The 19729-nt window shown below is 43.4% G+C and carries 16 protein-coding genes; 4 read left to right on the top strand and 12 right to left on the bottom strand.

Annotation, left to right across the window (positions count from 1 at the left end):
• The 7 genes from L4C32_RS11610 to L4C32_RS11580 form a co-directional block, all read right to left on the bottom strand.
• Nucleotides 1–1104 carry an ABC transporter permease gene (locus L4C32_RS11610; RefSeq protein WP_428197047.1) on the bottom strand — a complete coding sequence of 368 codons (1104 nt, stop codon included), beginning with the start codon at nt 1102–1104 and terminating at the stop codon, nt 1–3.
• A complete protein-coding gene (locus L4C32_RS11605; RefSeq protein WP_428197046.1) occupies nt 1101–2675 on the bottom strand; it encodes an ABC transporter ATP-binding protein in 1575 nt (524 codons plus the stop codon). Before L4C32_RS11605 ends, L4C32_RS11610 begins: the two co-directional genes overlap by 4 nt.
• Nucleotides 2676–2792: 117 nt before the next feature.
• The gene (locus L4C32_RS11600; RefSeq protein WP_428197045.1) at nt 2793–3788 is read right to left on the bottom strand and encodes a BMP family lipoprotein; all 996 of its coding nucleotides are present in this window, start codon (nt 3786–3788) and stop codon (nt 2793–2795) included.
• Between the two features lie 200 nt (nt 3789–3988).
• Nucleotides 3989–4576 (bottom strand): PEP-CTERM sorting domain-containing protein, encoded by a 588-nt coding sequence (locus tag L4C32_RS11595; RefSeq protein WP_428197044.1) that lies wholly within the window; start codon nt 4574–4576, stop codon nt 3989–3991.
• Nucleotides 4577–4736: 160 nt separating this feature from the next.
• Nucleotides 4737–6020, bottom strand: a complete 1284-nt coding sequence (locus L4C32_RS11590) for an MATE family efflux transporter (RefSeq protein ID WP_428197067.1) — start codon at nt 6018–6020, stop codon at nt 4737–4739.
• A 171-nt stretch (nt 6021–6191) separates the two neighbouring features.
• The gene (locus tag L4C32_RS11585; protein ID WP_428197043.1) at nt 6192–8570 is read right to left on the bottom strand and encodes a Lon protease family protein; all 2379 of its coding nucleotides are present in this window, start codon (nt 8568–8570) and stop codon (nt 6192–6194) included.
• Between the two features lie 173 nt (nt 8571–8743).
• Nucleotides 8744–9646 (bottom strand): LysR family transcriptional regulator, encoded by a 903-nt coding sequence (locus L4C32_RS11580; RefSeq protein WP_428197042.1) that lies wholly within the window; start codon nt 9644–9646, stop codon nt 8744–8746.
• A 156-nt stretch (nt 9647–9802) separates the two neighbouring features.
• Between L4C32_RS11580 and L4C32_RS11575 the strand changes: the two genes are divergently transcribed.
• From L4C32_RS11575 to L4C32_RS11565, 3 genes are read left to right on the top strand one after another with little or no spacing between them, the layout of a single operon-like run.
• Entirely contained in the window at nt 9803–10567 is a 765-nt protein-coding gene (locus L4C32_RS11575; protein WP_428197041.1) for a (Fe-S)-binding protein, read from the top strand.
• Nucleotide 10568: 1 nt separating this feature from the next.
• Nucleotides 10569–12008: a LutB/LldF family L-lactate oxidation iron-sulfur protein gene (locus L4C32_RS11570; protein ID WP_428197040.1), complete on the top strand. Its 1440-nt coding sequence runs from the start codon at nt 10569–10571 to the stop codon at nt 12006–12008.
• Complete coding sequence (locus L4C32_RS11565) at nt 11995–12654, top strand: LutC/YkgG family protein (protein ID WP_428197039.1); 660 nt, start codon at nt 11995–11997, stop codon at nt 12652–12654. The genes L4C32_RS11570 and L4C32_RS11565 overlap by 14 nt, the downstream gene beginning before the upstream one ends.
• Before the next feature lie 16 nt (nt 12655–12670).
• On the opposite strand, the gene L4C32_RS11560 is transcribed toward L4C32_RS11565, so the two are convergent.
• The gene (locus L4C32_RS11560; protein ID WP_428197038.1) at nt 12671–14506 is read right to left on the bottom strand and encodes a putative bifunctional diguanylate cyclase/phosphodiesterase; all 1836 of its coding nucleotides are present in this window, start codon (nt 14504–14506) and stop codon (nt 12671–12673) included.
• A gap of 353 nt (nt 14507–14859) precedes the next feature.
• Between L4C32_RS11560 and L4C32_RS11555 the strand changes: the two genes are divergently transcribed.
• Entirely contained in the window at nt 14860–15093 is a 234-nt protein-coding gene (locus tag L4C32_RS11555) for a hypothetical protein (RefSeq protein ID WP_428197037.1), read from the top strand.
• Between the two features lie 67 nt (nt 15094–15160).
• On the opposite strand, the gene L4C32_RS11550 is transcribed toward L4C32_RS11555, so the two are convergent.
• From L4C32_RS11550 to L4C32_RS11535, 4 genes are all read right to left on the bottom strand, one after another.
• Nucleotides 15161–16297 (bottom strand): glycerate kinase, encoded by a 1137-nt coding sequence (locus L4C32_RS11550; protein ID WP_428197036.1) that lies wholly within the window; start codon nt 16295–16297, stop codon nt 15161–15163.
• A gap of 13 nt (nt 16298–16310) precedes the next feature.
• Complete coding sequence (locus L4C32_RS11545; RefSeq protein WP_428197035.1) at nt 16311–17663, bottom strand: GntP family permease; 1353 nt, start codon at nt 17661–17663, stop codon at nt 16311–16313.
• 159 nt (nt 17664–17822) lie between these two features.
• The gene (locus L4C32_RS11540; RefSeq protein WP_428197034.1) at nt 17823–18965 is read right to left on the bottom strand and encodes a sugar diacid recognition domain-containing protein; all 1143 of its coding nucleotides are present in this window, start codon (nt 18963–18965) and stop codon (nt 17823–17825) included.
• Nucleotides 18966–18980: 15 nt separating this feature from the next.
• Nucleotides 18981–19729: hypothetical protein (locus L4C32_RS11535; RefSeq protein ID WP_428197033.1), on the bottom strand; the 749-nt coding region annotated here is incomplete at its 5' end.

Genomic DNA, 19729 nt, shown 5'->3' with positions numbered 1-19729 from the left:
CTATGCCTCCACAGCTTTATTGTTACGGGTAAATAGTCGCTCTACGGGATTTCGGATCAATCTATCCATTGCCCCAGTAAAGAAGATCACTAAACCTTGAATAATCAAGATCAATTCAGGGTTAAGGGATGGCATCTCAAACTGCATTTCAGTACCGCCTTGATACAGAGCACCAAATAGTAGCGCTGACAATATAATGCCAACCGGGTGATTTCTTCCCATTAATGCCACTGCGATACCAATAAACCCAAAGCCACCGGTAAAGTTAATGATCAAACGGTTATGGGCACCAAAAACTTCATTAACCGCCATCATTCCTGCTAGCGCCCCTGAAATCGTCATCGCAATGATAATAATTCTTTTGGCATTAATCCCGGCATACTCAGCAGCCGTCGCGTTTTGTCCTACCACTCGGATCGAATAACCTAAACGAGTACGAAACAGCAGCAACCACACCAACCAGGCCACAACCAGAGCAACTAGGATTGAAGGATTAAGGAGGGAGAATGGGATCTCTATACCAAAGCTAGCAGCTAATTCGTGCAACTTCGGGAATACCGCTTCAGGGTTAAAGTATCGAGAATCGGTTGAGTTACCACCATACTTAGCAATATGTTCAACCAGAGCGTACCCCATCACAGAGAAAGCGATAAAGTTAAACATGATGGTTGTTACTACAATATGCGACCCACGCTTTGCCTGTAGATAACCTGGAATGGCTCCCCACAATGCACCAAATGCGGCGGCCACAATAATGGCTAATGGTGCCATCAACCAAACTGACAATACATCATCAAGCAGTAGCATCAGAATACCAACACCTAAGCCTGCAATATACGCTTGACCTTCACCACCGATATTGAACAGCCCGGCATGGAAAGCCACTGACACGGCAAGTCCAGTGAAAATAAAGTTAGTGGCAAAGTAGAAGGTATTATTTAATCCACCGTATTCAAGGTTAGTTGCCCCTTTGATCATGACGGAGAAGGCTTCTGCCGGGCTTTCACCAACCAACAATACCACTAGGCTTGATATGGCTAATGCGGTAAACAATTGTAAAAAAGGGACCAGCGCAATACTTACCCATTTTGGCGTTTCTTTCATATCTCTTCCCCTTCCTTAGAGATCACTGGTTGAGTTGGAACGGTATCGGATGCGTTAGCCATTAATAGACCTAATCCTTTCTCATCCGTTTCACCCGCATTCACTTCTCCTGAAATCTCCCCATCAACCAACACGATGATGCGGTCTGACAATGACATGATTTCATCCAGCTCTGTCGAGACGAGTAGCACGGCGGCCCCTGCATCTCTCGCGGCAATAATATTGCGATGAATAAACTCAATGGCACCAATATCGACCCCACGTGTCGGTTGGCCAACGAGCATAATATCGGGATGACGAAGCATCTCTCGAGCCACGATCAATTTTTGTTGATTACCTCCCGAGAAGTTGGCGGTTTTCATGTCTGGATGGGCAGGTCTAACATCGTATTGCTCCATCATATCGAGAGTGGCATTATTAACGGCCGTTAAATCAAACAGGCGTTCGCCATAGGCTATATCATCGTGAAACCCTAAAATAGCGTTCTCTGACGCCGGCATAGTCTTAACAATACCCTGTTTAATTCGATCTTCTGGGATATGTCCAATACCAATATGACGCATCACACCTGCATCTCTGGCGGTTTTTGCACTAAATGCTTGCTGATGCCCAGGGGTATGAATAACAAATTCCCCTTCTTGAGGTATCAAGGTCCCCGCTAACACTTGCAGCAGTTCAGATTGGCCATTGCCAGAAACACCTGCCACACCTAATATCTCGCCCGCTTTCAACTCGAAATTAATGTTTTTTAGACGCTTCACACCTCGAGAGTCAAAATAGCTTACATCTTCAACTTTTAGACGAGAGTCTGTGGGTTGAGCGGGACCTTTATCCACATTCAATAACACCTTACGTCCAACCATCAACTCAGCCAGTTCTTGCGGATTGGTTTCAGATGTTTTGCGCTCAGCGACCATTTCACCTTGTCGCATCACTGATACGCTATCAGTGATTGCCATGATCTCTTTTAATTTGTGGGTAATCAAAATGATAGTTACCCCTTGAGATTTTAACGTATTCAAAATATCGAACAGCTGTTCCGCCTCTTGCGGAGTTAATACACCAGTAGGCTCATCAAGGATTAAGATACGAGCACCACGGTAGAGCGCCTTTAAAATTTCAACGCGTTGTTGTAATCCAACCGGCATGTCTGATATCAAAGTGTGAGAATTTACATGCAGGCCATATTTATCTTCTATCTCTTTTAGTGCTTTCTCTGCGCTATGCATAGACTGATTCAAAAGGGCATTACCCTCTGCACCCAGCATTACATTCTCTAAAACGGTAAAGGTTTCAACCAGCATAAAGTGCTGATGGACCATGCCAATACCTAAGTCGATGGCGTGTTGAGAGTTTTGAATTTTAACCCCCTCTCCATCAACAATGATCTCACCAGAATCTGCTTGATAAAAACCATATAAGATCGACATTAAAGTGGATTTCCCGGCGCCATTTTCACCAACAATGCCGTGAATGGTGCCCGACTCTATACAGAGATCGATCTCTTTATTTGCCCACACAGGGCCAAATCGTTTGTTAACTTTTTGAAGTTGGATGGCAGGACTAGTCATAATCAAAATACTCTTGAAAAGATTGGCCTGAATATCGTTTGATAATCAGGCCACTGTTTCTCTATACACAATGTTGCAAGTGCTACATTGATACTACTTTTCTAACTAAAGTGTTTATTAATAAACACAAGAACTGGTTGAGAAGTAGTCATGTACTTTAATTTTTCCATCAATAATATCTTTACGTAGTGCTTCCACTTTCTGTTCCATCTCGGCAGAAACAAGATCGCGGTTATATTCATCCATCGCCCAAGCAACACCTTGCTCTTTAAGACCTAGCGCTTGAAGACCTGGGGTGAATTTACCCTCTTTACCATCCATGAAAGCTTCTTTAACCGCGACATCAACACGCTTAACCATAGACGTCAACATAACACCTGGGTGGATGTAGTTTTGGTTTGAATCAACACCGATTGCAAATTTTTTGCTATCAACTGCGGCTTGGTAAACCCCAGAGCCTGTACCACCAGCGGCGGCGAATACAACGTCTGCGCCTTTATCAAACTGTGATTTAGCCAGCTCAGCACCTTTGGTTGGGTTATTCCAAGCCGATGGCGTTGAACCTGTCATATTCTGAATTACTGTCGTATCTTTACTGATGTATTTTGCACCTTGCTCATAACCACAAGCAAACTTACGAATCAGAGGGATGTCCATACCACCAACAAAGCTAACCGTTTTAGTTTCACTCTTTAGTGCTGCTAATGCACCCACTAAGAATGAGCCTTCGTGTTCTTTAAATACCACTGAGCTGACGTTAGGCAGATCAACCACGGCATCAATCAATACAAAGTTAACTTTAGGGAACTGTTTTGCAATTTTTTCAACAATAGGTGCTTGCTGAAAACCAACCGCAATAATTGGGCTGTATCCACGTTGAGCCATACGAAGCATTGCTTGTTCTCTTTGTGCTTCATTGGTGATCTCAAACTCTGCGTATTTTATTCCTGTTTCCGCTTTAAATGCTTCCGCGCCGGTATACGCTGCTTGGTTGAAAGATTTATCAAATTTGCCGCCCATATCAAATATAACTGACGGCTTGTAAGCTGCAGCTGCAGCTGTTGACATCATTCCAATTGCAACACCAATCGCTAGTGAATTGAATAGCTTCATTTGTTCCCTCTTCATAATTTTAATGTCCGTTGATGTACAAAAATAGCACTGTTTGATAGGTAGGACATGTCTTATTGACCACTGTTATTTCTAAACTTGATCCAGCTCTTGCTATTAACAAAATTTCACTCAGTTACAGTGATCTAGACATAAAAAAAGCCTCGAATAATTCGAGGCTTTTTTATCAAAAATCGGGTCGATTAATGTGTTTTTCTTCGGCGTGATAAACCCAGTCCAATCAAGCCAAATCCTAGTAACGCTAATGACGCTGGTTCAGGAACATCAATCGCAATATTACTCACACCTAACGTAGAGTTCATAATGGTATCACTTACATCCAATACACCAATCGTTAGTACATAGGTACCTGAGGTGTCCACTAACCATGAATACGTATCCTGCGTACCATCAGCAGTAAATGTATCTGCTAACAACTCGGGACTCTCACTTCCTAACAGCGAAAAACTAACGAAAGAAAAATCATTGAATGTACCTTGATTGTTACCTTCTGCACTGTTCCAAATCCAATCAAAACTAAGCGTATCACTGTCAAACAGATCAAAAGTGGCAGTAATTGCAGCCCCTTCTGTGGCATTTCCCGTCGATATACCGTCGAGACTTCCTGCAGCTAAACTACCAAAGAGTTCAATAGTGCTGTCATTTACTGCGCTACTACCATTTGAAATGGTGTAGGTTGAGCCCGTATTAGTCACGCTACCTGTTGTTATTATTGTCGCATTCGCCACGCCAACACTTAAGCTCAATAGTAAAAATAAAATCGTTTTCATTTTGCATCCCCTTTTTATAAGGTAAATAGCACCTTAATGATATTTATATAAGCAAGAAGCAAACCAACTATTGATAGTATTGTTTTTGAACACTTTTTTACATTACGGATCACTTGTCTCAATATTAAGTGTAAAAAAAACTGACATTATTATCCGTCTTTTATTGTGACGCTAGGGATCGATTCGTTCTCTCTATCGCTTGTCGATACATCACCCAAGCCATTATTCCAGCAGCTAAATTACCGATCATCGCCCCGATAAATAACCCTTCAATTCCAGCGAATGTGGCGCCCAACCAGAGCATAGGCAAAAAACAAACGAACAGTCTCAAAGAGGAGATAAACAGTGCGCGCATTGGCATTCCTAAGGCGTTACAAATAGAGACCATTAACATACACACCCCTAATGAGCCTAAACTGATTGGCCCCCATACAAGATACATGGCAAGCACTTCACTCACTTGTGCATCACTGCTCATCAGATCAGAGATCACGCCTGAACTAACAAAGAGGATAATGGCAATAGAGAGTTGCAGAACTAATACAAATTTCACGGCAATATTCACTAACGCTTGAATTTTGTCACACTCTTTTGCTCCTAACATACGGCCTATCATTGGCGGCATTGACATGGTTAAGGCTAATACCGTCACAATTGAAAAGAACTCAATACGTGACGCCAGTGCCCAACCAGCAATGGCCGTTGCACCAAATGATGCGATCAATTTCGTCGCAAACATCGACGAGACTGGTGGCAATAGCTGGCTCATCATTGCAGGCGCCATGACACCTGTCAGCTCTTTAACAGACCGCTTCACATCAAGATCATGCCAATCAAAACTCATCCAGTCTCGTTGATACACCTTAGGGTAAACAATGAATAACCCGATAGAGAAAGAGACCACTGTTGCCCAAGCAGCTCCAGGTAAACCAAGATCAAAAGTAAAAATAAAAATAGGATCGAGCACCATGTTCATGATGCTCGTTGCCACCATCATGATTCCCGGCAACATAGTATTACCGTTTGAACGACATAAACTGTAGGCAAAATAGAGCATTGCCCCTGTCCATGCACTCACCAGCCATGAAGGCCAATACCCATCAATGACGGGAAAAACATTTTCAGGGGCGCCTAACAAGGTCAAAATCATCCCTCGACTCAACCAAATAAGCAAACAGGTCAGAATGACCCCCGTAGCCCCCACAGCAATCACTAAACCACCTAACTGTTTAGCACGGGTCAGTTGATTGGCACCGATCACCCGAGAGATCACTGAGGTAGTGGCAATGCCTAATCCAACTTGCAAACCGATGATCACCATCTGAATTGGCATGGTGAATCCTTGCGCTGCCAGAGGTAGGACACCAAGTTGGCCAATAAAAGCACTATCGACCAGCTGGAAACTCATCAAAGATAAGATGCCAAACATCATTGGCCATGTCATTTTGAAAAGTTGAGAAGGGAGTTTTTTATAGTCAGTAGGGAGAGCAGCCACGAGACACCAGTTGAGGTTGTGTAGGGTTTGATACGATCAGTAGTGTACGCTTTTTAATACAAAAATGAAGCTGAGAAACCTTATGCGCTGCTCTATTAAAAGAGCAGCGCTCACCCAAGGCTACTTCTTAGGCTCTGACAATTGAGATAACCTCAATGTAACTTGGCCAAACACTGATTCGGTTGAGTACTCGCTTTCACTGGCGTTAAAACCTGAGTCCACGCCCGTCAATATCTCAATCGCTTCAGTGACATGACTGATTGGCCAGATGGTAAAAGTACCCTTTTTAACTGCTTCAACAATATCTTTACGCAACATCAGGTTGTGTACATTAGATTGAGGAATGATTACGCCTTGATTCGAATGACGTCCTTTAATCATACAGACATCAAAGAAGCCCTCAATTTTCTCGTTCACCCCACCAATAGGTTGCGCCTCACCAAACTGATTCATTGAACCAGTAATCGACACATCCTGTCTAAGGGGAATCTTTGAGTAGGATGAAATAATCGCACACAGCTCTGCCATTGTGGCGCTGTCGCCATCAACGCCTCCATAATTTTGCTCAAACGTGATGTGCGTAGAGAGCGGAATTTTTGCTGTTTGAGCAAACACCGACGCCAAATAAGCAGACAAGATAAACACCCCTTTAGAGTGAATACTGCCTCCTAACTCAACTTTTCTCTCAATATCAAAAATTTCTCCTTCCCCGTAAGCGGTAGTGGCTGAGATACGATTCGGGGCTCCAAATTGAAAATCTGAGGTAGAGATAACCGACAACGCATTAACTTGTCCCACCACTTTCCCTTCCGTTTGAATCAAGGTGGTGCCATTGACAAAGCTCTGCATGACGCTGTCTTTTAAGCGACTCACTCGCAGTTCTTTATGTAATAAAGCGTGTTCAACATGACCCACACGAATCATATTCGACTTAGCCGAACGCGCCGCATAGTTGGACTCTCTCAATAAGTTGGCAATATCGACTGAATGTAGCGACAGCTTGGCTTGGTCACCCGCTTGACGTGAGCTGTACTCAATAATACGTGCGATCGCTTTTCGGTCACAATGCAGCATCTTATTTGACTCAACAATGCTGGAAATAAATCGTGCATATTGATACTCAGAGTCACGGGTACGTTCCATTTCATCTTCAAAATCAGCAGTCACTCTGAACAACTCGCTAAACTCAGCATCATAGTGTTGTAGCAATTGATACGTTTGATAATCACCAAACAGAATGATCTTCACATCCAGTGGGATCGCTTCAGGTTCAAGGGAGATCGCACCAGAAAGGGTCAATTCACGTTCTAGAGAGCTCATATTCAAACTCTGAGAGCGCAATGCTTTCTTCAAACCATCCCACACGTGAGGTCGTTCCAGTACCTTAGCCGCATCCATGAGCAGTACGCCGCCATTGGCTTTGTGCAAACTGCCCGCACGGATCAGAGAGTAGTCAGTAAATACCGTGCCTTTAAAAGTCGCATTTTCTACATAACCGAAAATGGTGTGATAGTTAGGGCTCTCTTCCACCACAATTGGGAACTGTTGTTCCTGTTCCAGACAGCGATTAACCAACACATTGATTTGATATCGACGTGGCATTTTTTTCTCAAGAGAGGCGTACGATAACTCAAGCTGCTCTTCACCCTCTTGAAGAAAAATATCCACATTTTCAATCATGTCATCTTGCATATCAGCAAGGTAACGTTTGACATCTGCATGCTCCGAATACTTCTCTTTTAGCGCTTCAATAAAGTGTGAGATCACATCTAGCGCCGTTTGATCATTCAGCTTTTTGATTTTTTCGGAAAATTTCTCTTCATGAGTGGTTAAGGCCCGCACCATTTTTCTTAATTTTATTTCTAGCCCGTCAATGGCGGTTTCAAACTGCTCTTTCTCTTTGTTACTCAGCTCTGCGAAGGTCTCTTCGGTATGCAGTTCCTCTCCAGCCATCGCAATGAATTGATAATCGCCATCAGTGGTAAGCGCTAAGCTGACACCGTTCTCTTTGGCCTCTTTGGTCAAAGCAGCCAATCCGCTTTCTTGTTTCTTTACCATTTGATTTTTTAAGCTATCAGCACGTGAGAAATAGATCTCATTATCAAACGCCAATGGGAAAGCTTTGACTAATTTAGACATCATTTTTTCAATGTCTTTTTTCAGCCCTGTTCCCATTCCAGCAGGAAGCTTTAATACTTTTGGAACACGATTATCATCGAAGTTAGCAACATAACACCAGTCATACACCCCGTGTCCATTGGGCTCATGTCGATTTAGATACCTTAAGATCATGGTGCGTTTACCAAGGCCGTTCTGACCTATGGCGTAGATGTTATAGCCTTTCTCTTTAATGGACATCGCAAATTCAACCGCATGTTGAGCGCGCTCTTGTCCTACGATTTCATCTATCGGTTCAATGTATTTTGTGGATTTACACTCGGGATGATCGAGTAGAGAAGATCGGTATAGACTGCTACTTGTTAGAGGTTTAGTAGACATAAGGCACCCCTTAATTGAAAAGTACACATCAGTGTATTAGCTATCATTAATTCTATTTTTGTCATATAGCTCACTGCAAAAGTTACAATTTAACTATATGAAATAATTAAAAATAAATCGAACATTATTATCACAGTTTGCGTAATGAACTTAAAAACCCTTGATAAAATCGATTAAAAGTAAACTTTCATGTCCAAGTAACGCTGTCGAATATGCTCAATAAGCAGCTTTATTTTCATCGGCTGCTGGCGGGTAAAGGGGTAAATAGCGTAAACCCCTAATTTTTTGGAGACCTGATTTGGAAAGACGTCCACCAGATCACCATTGAGCAGATCCAAGTAGACCAAACACCTTGGGACATAAATAAACCCGCGCCCGGCCATCGCCGCTTTTCTCAACGCACTGGCATTATCCGTTGCGAAGTTACCTGACACTTTCACCGTGTACTCTTTTCCATTGTCTAAAAAGCCCCAGTCTCTTGAGCCATTGGTTTGATAGGTATAGAGCAAACAGTTGTGCTCCAGCAGATCACTGGGAGAGAAGTTTGACGGTAAACGAGACATTACCGTTTTGGTGGTACAGACCACCCAATGAGAGTCTAAAAAGTGTCGAGAAATAAGCGAAGAATCATCGAGATATCCAGTTCGAATAACCAGATCGTAACCTTCAGCAATCAGATCAACAAAACGATTTTCAAGAGACATATCTACACTCATCCCAGGGTGTAAACTGCAAAATTCAGACACCGCATCAGCCAATAACAGATCTCCTGAAATAGTCGGCACAGACATTTTTATATGCCCAGCAATACTTACGCCATATCCCGAGACCGCGTTAACGGCTTCAGTCGCCGCCGACTTCACATTTCTCGCACCTTGATAAAGCACTTTTCCTGCTTCGGTAAGCGTCAACTTTCGTGTCGTACGATACAAAAGCTGAACCGCAAGATCCTCTTCTAAACGGGCAATTCGTTTACTCACCACAGAGTTTGAAAGGTTATTTCGTTCAGCCACTTTGCTAAACGAACCAAACTCCACCACCTGTGCAAATAAGATCAGATCATCAGTTTTCGTCATATTCATCAACTTTTGGAAACAATCTTTTTCATTATCTTTATTTATCACAGAAAAAGAAAGGGTTATGTTAACGAATCGTTAATTATAAATGTCATAAAAAGAGTTGGTTAGTGACTATTATTAATAGAACACCTAGTTACTCAAGAGAGGTCAGACATGCGTATCTATCCAAGTAAACCCCAAAAAGTCTATCTGTACGCTACCTGCCTGGTCGATATGTTTGATCCCAAAGCCGGGGTCGATGCGATTACGCTGCTTGAGCAGCAGGGTATTGAGGTCATCTTTCAAGAGAAACAGAGCTGTTGTGGTCAACCTGCATATACCTCTGGTTACGATAAAGAAGCGCAAGACATTGCGATATCTCAAATGGCGCTATTCTCTGAACCTTGGCCCATTGTTGTCCTTTCCGGGTCGTGTGGCGGCATGATGCATCATCACTACCCTCGCCTTTTTGCAGAAGCGCCACAGCTCGATAACGTTGAGGTTTTTTGTGAACGAGTCTTCGAGCTTACTGAGTTTTTAGTGAATGTTTGCCGTGTCAACTTGATTGACCAAGGGAGTTCCACCAGCGTCGTTCTCCACACCTCTTGCGCTGCTCGCCGAGAGATGAACGTTCATACCACGTCAATACAGCTACTCAACCAACTTGAGAATGTGATTCTCCGTCAACAGCAATATGAGACTGAATGTTGTGGGTTTGGGGGTACTTTTTCAGTGCGTCATCCAGACATTAGCCAAGCGATGGTAGAAGACAAAACGAAACACCTCTCTAAAACCCACGCCGCCAAGTTGCTCAGCGCAGATTGGGGGTGCTTGTTAAATATAAACGGATCGATGGAGTATCAAGGTACACCCATGCGTGGAAGTCACCTTGCCAGTTTTTTATTAGAAAGAACAACGCCAAATACTGAGGGTAAATAACATGAGCGCTCCCTCCCCAAAGCAGTTTCACAACCAGGCAAAAAATGCGCTAGCGGATCAGCAGCTTCGCGACAATTTTCGTGGCGCGATGGATTACCTAAAAGAGAAACGCAAAAGTGCTTTTGTTGATGCGGATGAAGAGAAAAGCGTTAGAACGGCTGCTGAAGCAATACGTCAACGCTGTTTAAGTAAGTTACCCGAACTGCTTGAACAGCTAGAAGAGCAATGTATTGCTAACGGAATTAAGGTCCACTGGGCCCAAGACGCCATAGAAGCCAATCAATTAATCGCAAACATTGCTAATCGCCATCATGCAACCAACATCATCAAGGGTAAATCGATGGTCAGTGAAGAGGTTGAGCTCAATCATGAAATGGCAAAGCTAGGTATTGATTGTCTAGAGAGTGACATGGGCGAGTACATTGTTCAGTTAGATGGCGACAAACCATCTCATATCATCATGCCGGCAATTCACAAAAACATTCAAGAGGTCAGCGATACATTTGAAGAGAATTTAGAAGACTTTACACCGACTTTAGATGTTGATGAGTTGATTCAAACGGGTCGCAGAAAATTACGCCAAAAATTTTATGATGCTGATATTGGGCTTTCTGGTGTGAACTTTGCCGTAGCTGAAACCGGAACACTTTGTTTGGTCGAAAACGAAGGCAACGGGCGTATGTGCACCACCATACCTAAGGTTCATATTGCGATTACGGGGATTGAAAAAGTGGTGGAGTTTTTATCCGATATCCCCCCGTTATTTAGTGCGTTAACCCGTTCGGCAACCGGACAAGAGATAACCACCTATTTTAATATGATCACCTCACCGCGAAAATCGGGTGAACTTGATGGCCCCGAAGAGGTTCATTTGGTTCTACTCGATAATGGCCGCAGTCAAGCTTATCAAGACGAAGAGCTGCGCAAGACACTGCAGTGCATTCGCTGCGGCGCTTGTATGAACCACTGTCCGGTTTACACTCGCATTGGTGGTCACGCCTACGGTACCGTTTATCCAGGTCCCATCGGCAAAATTATCTCCCCACACTTAATGGGATTAGACGACACTCAAGATCTGATTACCGCCTCGTCGATGTGTGGGGCTTGTGCCGAAGTCTGCCCGGTAAATATCCCCATCTCTGACATGTTACAACGGCTTCGTACAGAGGCAAAAAACCCAGAGCAACCCTATCATCTCCCCTTAAAAGGGCAGAACGTGGCGTCCAGTCGTCTTGAACGTTTTCTCATCTCAACGTTCTCATTCGCCGCGACCCACCCCGCGTTTTATCGCTCTGGTGTTTGGTTCGCCAAAACCTTTCATTTCTTAATGCCAAACAAACTCGGTGCTTGGACTCAATGCCGCACCTCACCACAACTCGCTAAAAAGAGCGTGTCACAACTACTCAAAGAGCGTAAAGGAGCGGGTCATGGAGAAGCATAATTCAAGCAAACAGAGCATTCTCACTCGCCTTAGAAAAGCAGGAGCTCAAGCTCTTCCTACTCACCCTGCGAGCTATTCACAATGGCACAGTGACTGTGAGAACGAACGCGTGGAACGCTTTCAATTAAAACTGACCGCTAACCACGCTGAAGTCATCAATGTAAAGAGTGAGACTATTCAAGCCGCATTAGAGAAGATCTATCAATCACACAACATTCACCGTCTTGCTGTCGGCACCAATGGTGCGTTTCACCAATCCATTATTCAAGCAGGTAAACAGCGAGAAGTTCAGTTGTTTGATACTGAGATAGAGCATGTAAAATCAGAACTGTTTAATGAGGTTGATGCAGGGATAACGCACAGCTTGGCTGGAATTGCAGATACCGGCACCTTAGTGCTATGGCCAAGTGTCAGTGAGCCTCGAACACTCTCTCTGGTCCCTCCAATTCATATTGCGCTTATTAAGCAATCCACCATCGTCAGCAATTTCACTCAATTAATGCAGACCCAGCAATGGCATCGTAACATGCCAACCAACTCACTGCTTATTTCAGGGCCCTCTAAGACGGCTGATATTCAACAAACGCTAGCCTATGGTGCGCATGGACCGAGTAAATTGATCATCGTATTAATTGAAAATAGGTAAGGGATGCTCAACACCGCTACATGGTATAGACAAATGATTCCATGTTGTGAGCCGCTATTTCCCCCTCGTCACACTCCGCGACTTGCTCTAAGAGCGTGGAGTATTGGGATGCAGAGATAGGTTTACTGAAATAGTACCCCTGTAAATAGTCGCAGTTCATCTCTATCAACATCTCGGCTTGCTCTTTTGTTTCAACCCCTTCGGCAACGACTTCAAGGCCTAACACTTTTGCCAGCGCGACAATCATAGCGACAATTTGTGCATCTTTAGAGTCCCTTTTCAACTCAAAAATAAAACTACGATCAATTTTCAATACTGACACAGGAAACCGTTTTAAATACGAGAGTGACGAGTAGCCCGTACCAAAATCATCCAACGCAACACTAAAACCCATCTGCCTAATTTTATTCAGAATGGACTCATGATTACTCACATTACTCATGATTGCACTTTCGGTTATTTCAAATTCAATATTGCGAGGTTGAACGTTGTGTGCCAACAGGGTCTCGCCAATAAAAGTGATTAAGTTATCATCCTCAAACTGAACCGCAGATAGATTAATCGCAATTTGCACATCGTAACCATTGTCCATCCACTCACGAGCTTGCCGGCATGATTCATTTATAATCCAGCAACTCAATGGAATAATTAACCCATTGAATTCCATCTCCTTAATAAATCCATTAGGCGACAGTAACCCTTTCGTAGGGTGATTCCAACGAACCAGAGCCTCCATTTTCAATGGTCTAGATTGATTGACAGCGATTTTCGGCTGGTAGAAGAGTTCGAATTGATTCTCTGTAATCGCGGCTTTTAATTCCTGTTTAAAATGCATAAATAACTCAGCCTGCACTCTCATTTTTGCATTAAAGAATTCCAACCGATTTCCACCATTATGTTTGGCTCGATACATAGCTATATCGGCATTCTTTCCTAATTCAGATGACGTAATTCCATCATCGGGGAAAAGGGTGATTCCGGCACTGGCCGTACAATGGATCGGTTGATTATTGATGAAAACAGGCTCAGTAAGTTCCTCTAATACTTTGTTCACTAATTGTGAGATATCGTTTATCGAATGAATACCATACGTAATGACCGCAAACTCATCCCCCCCCATACGAGCAATCGTATGGGTTAATCGATCAAACAGTTTTAAACGAGAAGCAAGAATCACCAGAACCTGATCACCAACCTCATGGCTTAATGAATCATTCAACTGTTTAAAGTCGTCAATATCGATATAGATAACCGCCATTTTCTCTTCATTTTTTTCCGCCTGAATAAGCGCATTATCCAATCTGTTTTTCATGACGACTCGATTAGGCAAGTCAGTTAACTGATCAAAACATGACAGCCTAATCAGCTTTTGTTCCGTATGTTGTTGTTCCGTTAGGTCAATAAACGCATGGATATAGTGAGTAATCCTTCGCTGTTGATTTCTCAGCACTGAGATGCTCAATTTGATCAAAAAGGGGGCGCCATCTGATTTCAATGCATAAATTTCACCTTCCCAGCTCCCTTCATTTTCAATACGCATTGAAATCTCATCTAACATACTCTCTTGTGCTGGTCCCATGAAACTTTTGATCAAGTTACAACCAATAAGTTTGGCTGTTCTTGTTTTCGTCACGACACCAAAAGCGCGGTTGGCAACCAGTATCTCATTGCGTTCATTGGTGATCACGATCGGTTCTAAAATATGCTCAAAAATCGAATGTTCTCCAATCAATTCTGATCCTAAACTTAGCCTATCACTGACGGACATACTGAGGTATTCTCTTTTTTTACACCGTTTTTCAACAAAGCGAACGACTTCGCTGAACAGTTTTTCCATTAGATGAAATGACATGTAAAGCCTTATTAGATATCTCAGATTGAATGTAATAACAGTTCGGAATAGTGATTTTTTATGATAAGCATCACACAAATAAGGCTAATAGAGCGCTCCAATTTGTCAATTTAGCATCGTTATAAATACGTTAAATACTTCCAACATCAGGCTGAGGTTCATTGTCTAATAGTAAGATTTTCCTCTCTTTTATTGCCCTTTATTTATCTGTATCTCCTTCCCATCCCATCAAGGCTCAACGTTGGATCGGTTGCATAAGGATAATGCCGAATTAAAAGCTTCACCCCCCTGTCACCCAACGGTCATATTGCCTGTTTACTGTCATTCATAGGTCAATGACGGAGGCAATCATAATGAATACAGAGCTGAACCAGTTATTAAAAGTGAGCAATCAAGGATGTGCCGAACCAATGGGGGCATTAAAAAGAGAAGTGTTCGATTTTCATGATCAAGACTGGCAGTGCCATCAAGAGCAAATGGATTTTGAAGGGGAAGATATGGTTCAATTATTGAGTGAGCTTTACAGTGTAAATCATGAGATGCAGCGCTCACTGCAACAGCTGAGTAATGATCAAGTTAACGACTAATCGATCGAGTTAAAAAAAGCAGAACCGGCGCAAACTACAGCACTTTACGCGGCCTGCCAAAGGAAAATTAATATTGCAATCGCCACAAATTAGCCACATTTTCAGCTAAATTAGTCACATTTTCACTGGCATTCTCTAATGCTTCAGCAAGGGAGAGTGCTCGAGGAGTCGCTGCGAACACCGCATCAATCCCACACTCATAAGCCACTTGATGATTGCTGCCTAAACACCCTGCAACACCGATGACGGGGATTGAAAACCGCTTTGCAACTTGTGCCACTCCCATTGGGGTTTTCCCGTGGATCGTCTGTTCGTCAATTCGACCCTCGCCGGTGATAACCAGATCGGTATTGTCCATTTTAGACTCCAGATCCACCGCCTCCAAAACCACAGAAATACCCGGTTTCATGATCGCTCGAGTGAACGCCATAAACGCAGCCCCCATTCCCCCGGCGGCTCCTGCACCACTTATCTGAGCAACCCTCACCTGTAAGTACTGTTCAATTTTATTGCTGTAATGCAGCAATCCACTATCAAGGAACTCGATATCGACTGACGTAGCGCCTTTTTGCGGGCCAAAAATAGCCGAAGCCCCTTTGCTGCCACAAAGCGGATTATCCACATCGCAAGCAATCAATAACTCGCACTCACTCAATCGAGGATCGAGCTTACTAATGTCTATCGACTCTATTTGATGCAATCCTTGAGCATTTAATGGCACTGGCTGAGCGTGTACATCTAAAAACTGAACACCGAGCGCCGCCATCATACCAATACCTCCGTCATTAGTAGCACTGCCACCAAGGCCGATGATAAGACGCTTTGCTCCGGTTTCTAGCGCAGATAAGATCAACTCTCCAGTGCCAAAGCTAGTGGTGATTTTAGGATCACGTTGTAGTGGCGGGACATGATGTAGGCCACTCGCCGCAGCCATCTCAATCACCGCGGTATTTGAGCCATCCCCCAGCACTCCGAAAAAAGCAGCTACTGGCTCTCCCAAAGGCCCGGTTAATTCAACATCGATTAACTGACCATTGGTGGCATCTACCAACGACTGCACCGTCCCTTCTCCCCCATCTGCAACAGGGACAGAGACATATTCAGCATCAGGAAAAACGCGTTTAAACCCAGCTTCGATAGCGTTACACACTTCTTTTGCTGTTAAACTCTCTTTGTAAGAGTCTGGGGCGATAACTACTTTCATGTTCACTCCAACGTTAAAGCAAGATAAGACTTAAAATATACACTAAAGTGATGGCCGTGATCCCTTGTACTAAAGTCGCCATCGTTTGTGCGCGGTACGCCAAACCGACTGACATACGACTGAACTGTGACACAACCCAGAAGAAGCTGTCATTGGCGTGTGACACTGTCATCGCGCCAGCACCAATTGCCATCACCGTTAATACGCGGCCCATCTCTGAGTCTAAACCAAGTTGAGCTAACATAGGGGCCACCAAGGCAGAGGTGGTTACCAAGGCTACTGTAGAAGAGCCTTGGGCTGATTTCAGAGCCGCTGCGACAATGAATGGCATAAAAATACCCACGCCTAAAGCTGATAGCGTTGTTCCTAAATACTCACCCAACGGTGTCGCTTTTAGCACCGCACCAAATGCGCCACCTGCCCCTGTAATTAACAGGATTGGTGCTGCAGCAAGAATACCTTGGCTTATACGCTCACTAAACTCTTCAATTTTATTGTCCGATTTAAGCAAACCAATCGCCAAGAACAGACCGATTAATAGTGCCGTAAGAGGCTGACCTAGAAACACCAATACATCATAAACTCCACCAGTTCCAATAGGATGACTTGGGAATTTAGCAATGGAACCTAGGCATATTAGAAAAATTGGAACAAAAATTGGAGCAAATGCCTGTGTTGCCGAAGGTAGAACCCCATAAGCCGCTTTGAGCTCAGTCCATGACACCTGCGCAGACTCATCATGTACGTCTCCATCTGGTTCAACGTCTTTAAAACGACTCGCCCATAATGTTCCCGCAAGTGCTGCTACTGCCGCAACGAAAACACCCACGCCAATGACCAATCCTAGGTTGGACTCCAACCCTAAGTTACCTGCTGCCGCTATCGGACCCGGGGTTGGTGGTACAAAGGTGTGTGTTGCATAAAGACCCGTCGCTAATGCCACACTCATTGCCACGCTGGATGTCTGCATACGTTTAGCCAGTGATTCTTTCAATGAGTTCAAGATAACGAAACCCGAGTCACAAAAAACTGGGACCGACACAATATAGCCAATAATGGTCATGGTTAAGGTTGGAAATCGATTTCCCAGTACGCTAATCACCGAGTCGGCCATAGTAATCGCCGCGCCACTTTTCTCTAATATCACACCAATAATGGTACCGAGAACGATGACCAGACCGATGTAACCTAAAATGCCACCGAAACCGCCGGCGATTGTTTTCGCTATCGTTGCAGAAGGTAGGCCGTAAGCAAACGCCGCAATAAATGCCGACATAATTAACGCTAAGAAGGGATGTAACTTAAGTTTGGTTGTGGTGAAGACAATAAATGCAATCACCCCTACCAGTATTAGTATAAGACTCATAATAACTCCGTTTATTGGATTAATTCCTCTATTCCCAATAACAGCTAGATAGTGGGAGAGCATTATTATGAAAAATATCACGACCAATTACTTTAGGCATTGTTACAAATATGTTGTCTATTTTAGGGCGAATATTGTGCATTTGCACAATTTGATAAATTAGCTCTTATTTAATAGATAGCCAAGATAGAGCTCCATTAACCCTTCGACTGTTTCAGGGTTCAACTGAGTGATTTCGTGGATTTTTTTGATACGATACCTTAGAGTGTTGCGATGAATAAACAGAACTTTAGCGCACTCATTCAACGCATTATGATAGGTGAACAACGCAATCAATGTTTTTACCAATTGTCCATTATCGTCCATGCTCTCTAACCGACGAAACGCCGAACCCATCTGTTCACCTTGCCAACTCGCTTTCAGTGGAGACAGCAGAACGGGCAGACGTAACTCATCATAAAGATGTTTATGAATGGCACTCCCTCGTTTCATACCCGCTTCTAAAGTAACCTTTGCACTTTGAAAAGAGAGCGAGACGTTTTCAGCCCCTTCGAAGTAGTGGCCTAAGGCAATATCAATATCTCGAATGCTGTGTTGATTTAATCGGTCTAGCAGTAAATCAATACGCTGACTCTCATTCTCACAATCCCACTTTTCATTCTTAAACGTAGCGGGTTTCAATACAACGATCTCATTCATCGATACCACCGCCACTAAGTTATCTCGCTTAGGGTACTCAAGCAGTTCGACCACTTTCCTAATCCCTTTTAAGCTTAATGGGTTGCTGCTATCTCGAAATCGAATCATCACCGCAACTCGGGGAGAGTAAATATCAATACCTAATCGATTGGCCCAATCAGAGAGTTCATACATCGGCTGACGGTTATTAATCCAGGTAGTGATAAACTCTTCTCTGTGCCTTCGGTCCCACTGTAACTGTTCATTGAGCGCTGCTTGCTCGACGATCATTTCCGCCGTCATTTTTACTAAATTGGCGTATTTACGACTCTCGTCAGGTTCACCGGTAATTCCAACGACTCCAATCACTTGATCAGAGATTTGCAATACCAAATTAATACCGGGTTTAGCCCCTTGCAAGGTATGGCAACTTGCTTGAGTGACCTCTACCGTCGTTTTACGTTTCAAAGCCAGCAGTGCGCCATCATGCAATTGCCCAATTCGACTGCTGTCCCCACTGCCAATGATCACCCCAGCATGGTTCATCACATTGATATTATTACCAATGATTGCCATGGTTCGGTCCACGATCTGCTGGGCAAGTTGGTGCTCAATTAAAAACATTGGGCTTAACCGAGCTTAACCGCGTTGTTCAATCTGTGTATACACTTCATCTAAGCGCTCCGTATTGGCAGTAAACACTCTAAAAATAAAGACATGATAGAAAATAGAGAACAGTGAGGCCGCGATACCTGTGATAAAAGAACTAACCGACTGATTAAGTCCAGCGCCCTCTAATACAAACCCAACACTAAAGAACAGTATAAAAGAACAAACAAAAGTGATTAATAACCCTTTAAAAATCAGCCAGTGATCATCTTGTGTTGCCTCCCAACTGCTAACGAAAGCTTTAGTCGCACTCTGTTGATAAATAAAGCAGTATATTTGGCTGTATGAAAGCCGAACTGTGATGTACAGCCCGGGAAGAATTAACAGCAAGAAACCAAAACCAATCGCAATACTTGAAATTAACATAAGTAAAATGCATGGCAGTAACATCTTCAATACCAGAAAGTAGTATTGGCTGCTCTTTAGATAACGATCATCCATTGAGTAGGCGATATAGAAGATAATCGCCCCTTGATAGAGCGGAACAAGCATCAAGTTAGGAAGTAGAGCCATCATAAACAGAGATTGTAAGCTGTTATTGTCTTGTAAGACAGACATCATAAGCTCTTGATATAGCCCGATAAAAATAAGTACAGGAAGAATGATTGAGCTAATTCTAAAGAAATGGCGTTTAAAATAACTGAGAGAGCTCATCAGCATGTGCGGTAAATCGTTCATTAATGGTTCCTGATACTTAATAGAAAACAGTGGGTTATTAC

The sequence above is a fragment of the Aliivibrio kagoshimensis genome (assembly GCF_050337105.1).
In the GTDB taxonomy this organism is placed as follows: Bacteria; Pseudomonadota; Gammaproteobacteria; order Enterobacterales; family Vibrionaceae; genus Aliivibrio_A; species Aliivibrio_A kagoshimensis.
This window is presented reverse-complemented; position numbering and strand designations above follow the sequence as displayed.

Coding starts and splice junctions, on each gene's coding strand:
- L4C32_RS11600 (WP_428197045.1), bottom strand. CDS start 3,788: ATGAAGCTATTCAATTCACTAGCGATTGGTGTTGCAATTGGAATGATG.
- L4C32_RS11605 (WP_428197046.1), bottom strand. CDS start 2,675: ATGACTAGTCCTGCCATCCAACTTCAAAAAGTTAACAAACGATTTGGC.
- L4C32_RS11590 (WP_428197067.1), bottom strand. CDS start 6,020: ATGACATGGCCAATGATGTTTGGCATCTTATCTTTGATGAGTTTCCAG.
- L4C32_RS11595 (WP_428197044.1), bottom strand. CDS start 4,576: ATGAAAACGATTTTATTTTTACTATTGAGCTTAAGTGTTGGCGTGGCG.
- L4C32_RS11560 (WP_428197038.1), bottom strand. CDS start 14,506: ATGTCATTTCATCTAATGGAAAAACTGTTCAGCGAAGTCGTTCGCTTT.
- L4C32_RS11565 (WP_428197039.1), top strand. CDS start 11,995: ATGGAGAAGCATAATTCAAGCAAACAGAGCATTCTCACTCGCCTTAGA.
- L4C32_RS11540 (WP_428197034.1), bottom strand. CDS start 18,965: ATGTTTTTAATTGAGCACCAACTTGCCCAGCAGATCGTGGACCGAACC.
- L4C32_RS11555 (WP_428197037.1), top strand. CDS start 14,860: ATGAATACAGAGCTGAACCAGTTATTAAAAGTGAGCAATCAAGGATGT.
- L4C32_RS11550 (WP_428197036.1), bottom strand. CDS start 16,297: ATGAAAGTAGTTATCGCCCCAGACTCTTACAAAGAGAGTTTAACAGCA.
- L4C32_RS11580 (WP_428197042.1), bottom strand. CDS start 9,646: ATGACGAAAACTGATGATCTGATCTTATTTGCACAGGTGGTGGAGTTT.
- L4C32_RS11545 (WP_428197035.1), bottom strand. CDS start 17,663: ATGAGTCTTATACTAATACTGGTAGGGGTGATTGCATTTATTGTCTTC.
- L4C32_RS11575 (WP_428197041.1), top strand. CDS start 9,803: ATGCGTATCTATCCAAGTAAACCCCAAAAAGTCTATCTGTACGCTACC.
- L4C32_RS11610 (WP_428197047.1), bottom strand. CDS start 1,104: ATGAAAGAAACGCCAAAATGGGTAAGTATTGCGCTGGTCCCTTTTTTA.
- L4C32_RS11585 (WP_428197043.1), bottom strand. CDS start 8,570: ATGTCTACTAAACCTCTAACAAGTAGCAGTCTATACCGATCTTCTCTA.
- L4C32_RS11570 (WP_428197040.1), top strand. CDS start 10,569: ATGAGCGCTCCCTCCCCAAAGCAGTTTCACAACCAGGCAAAAAATGCG.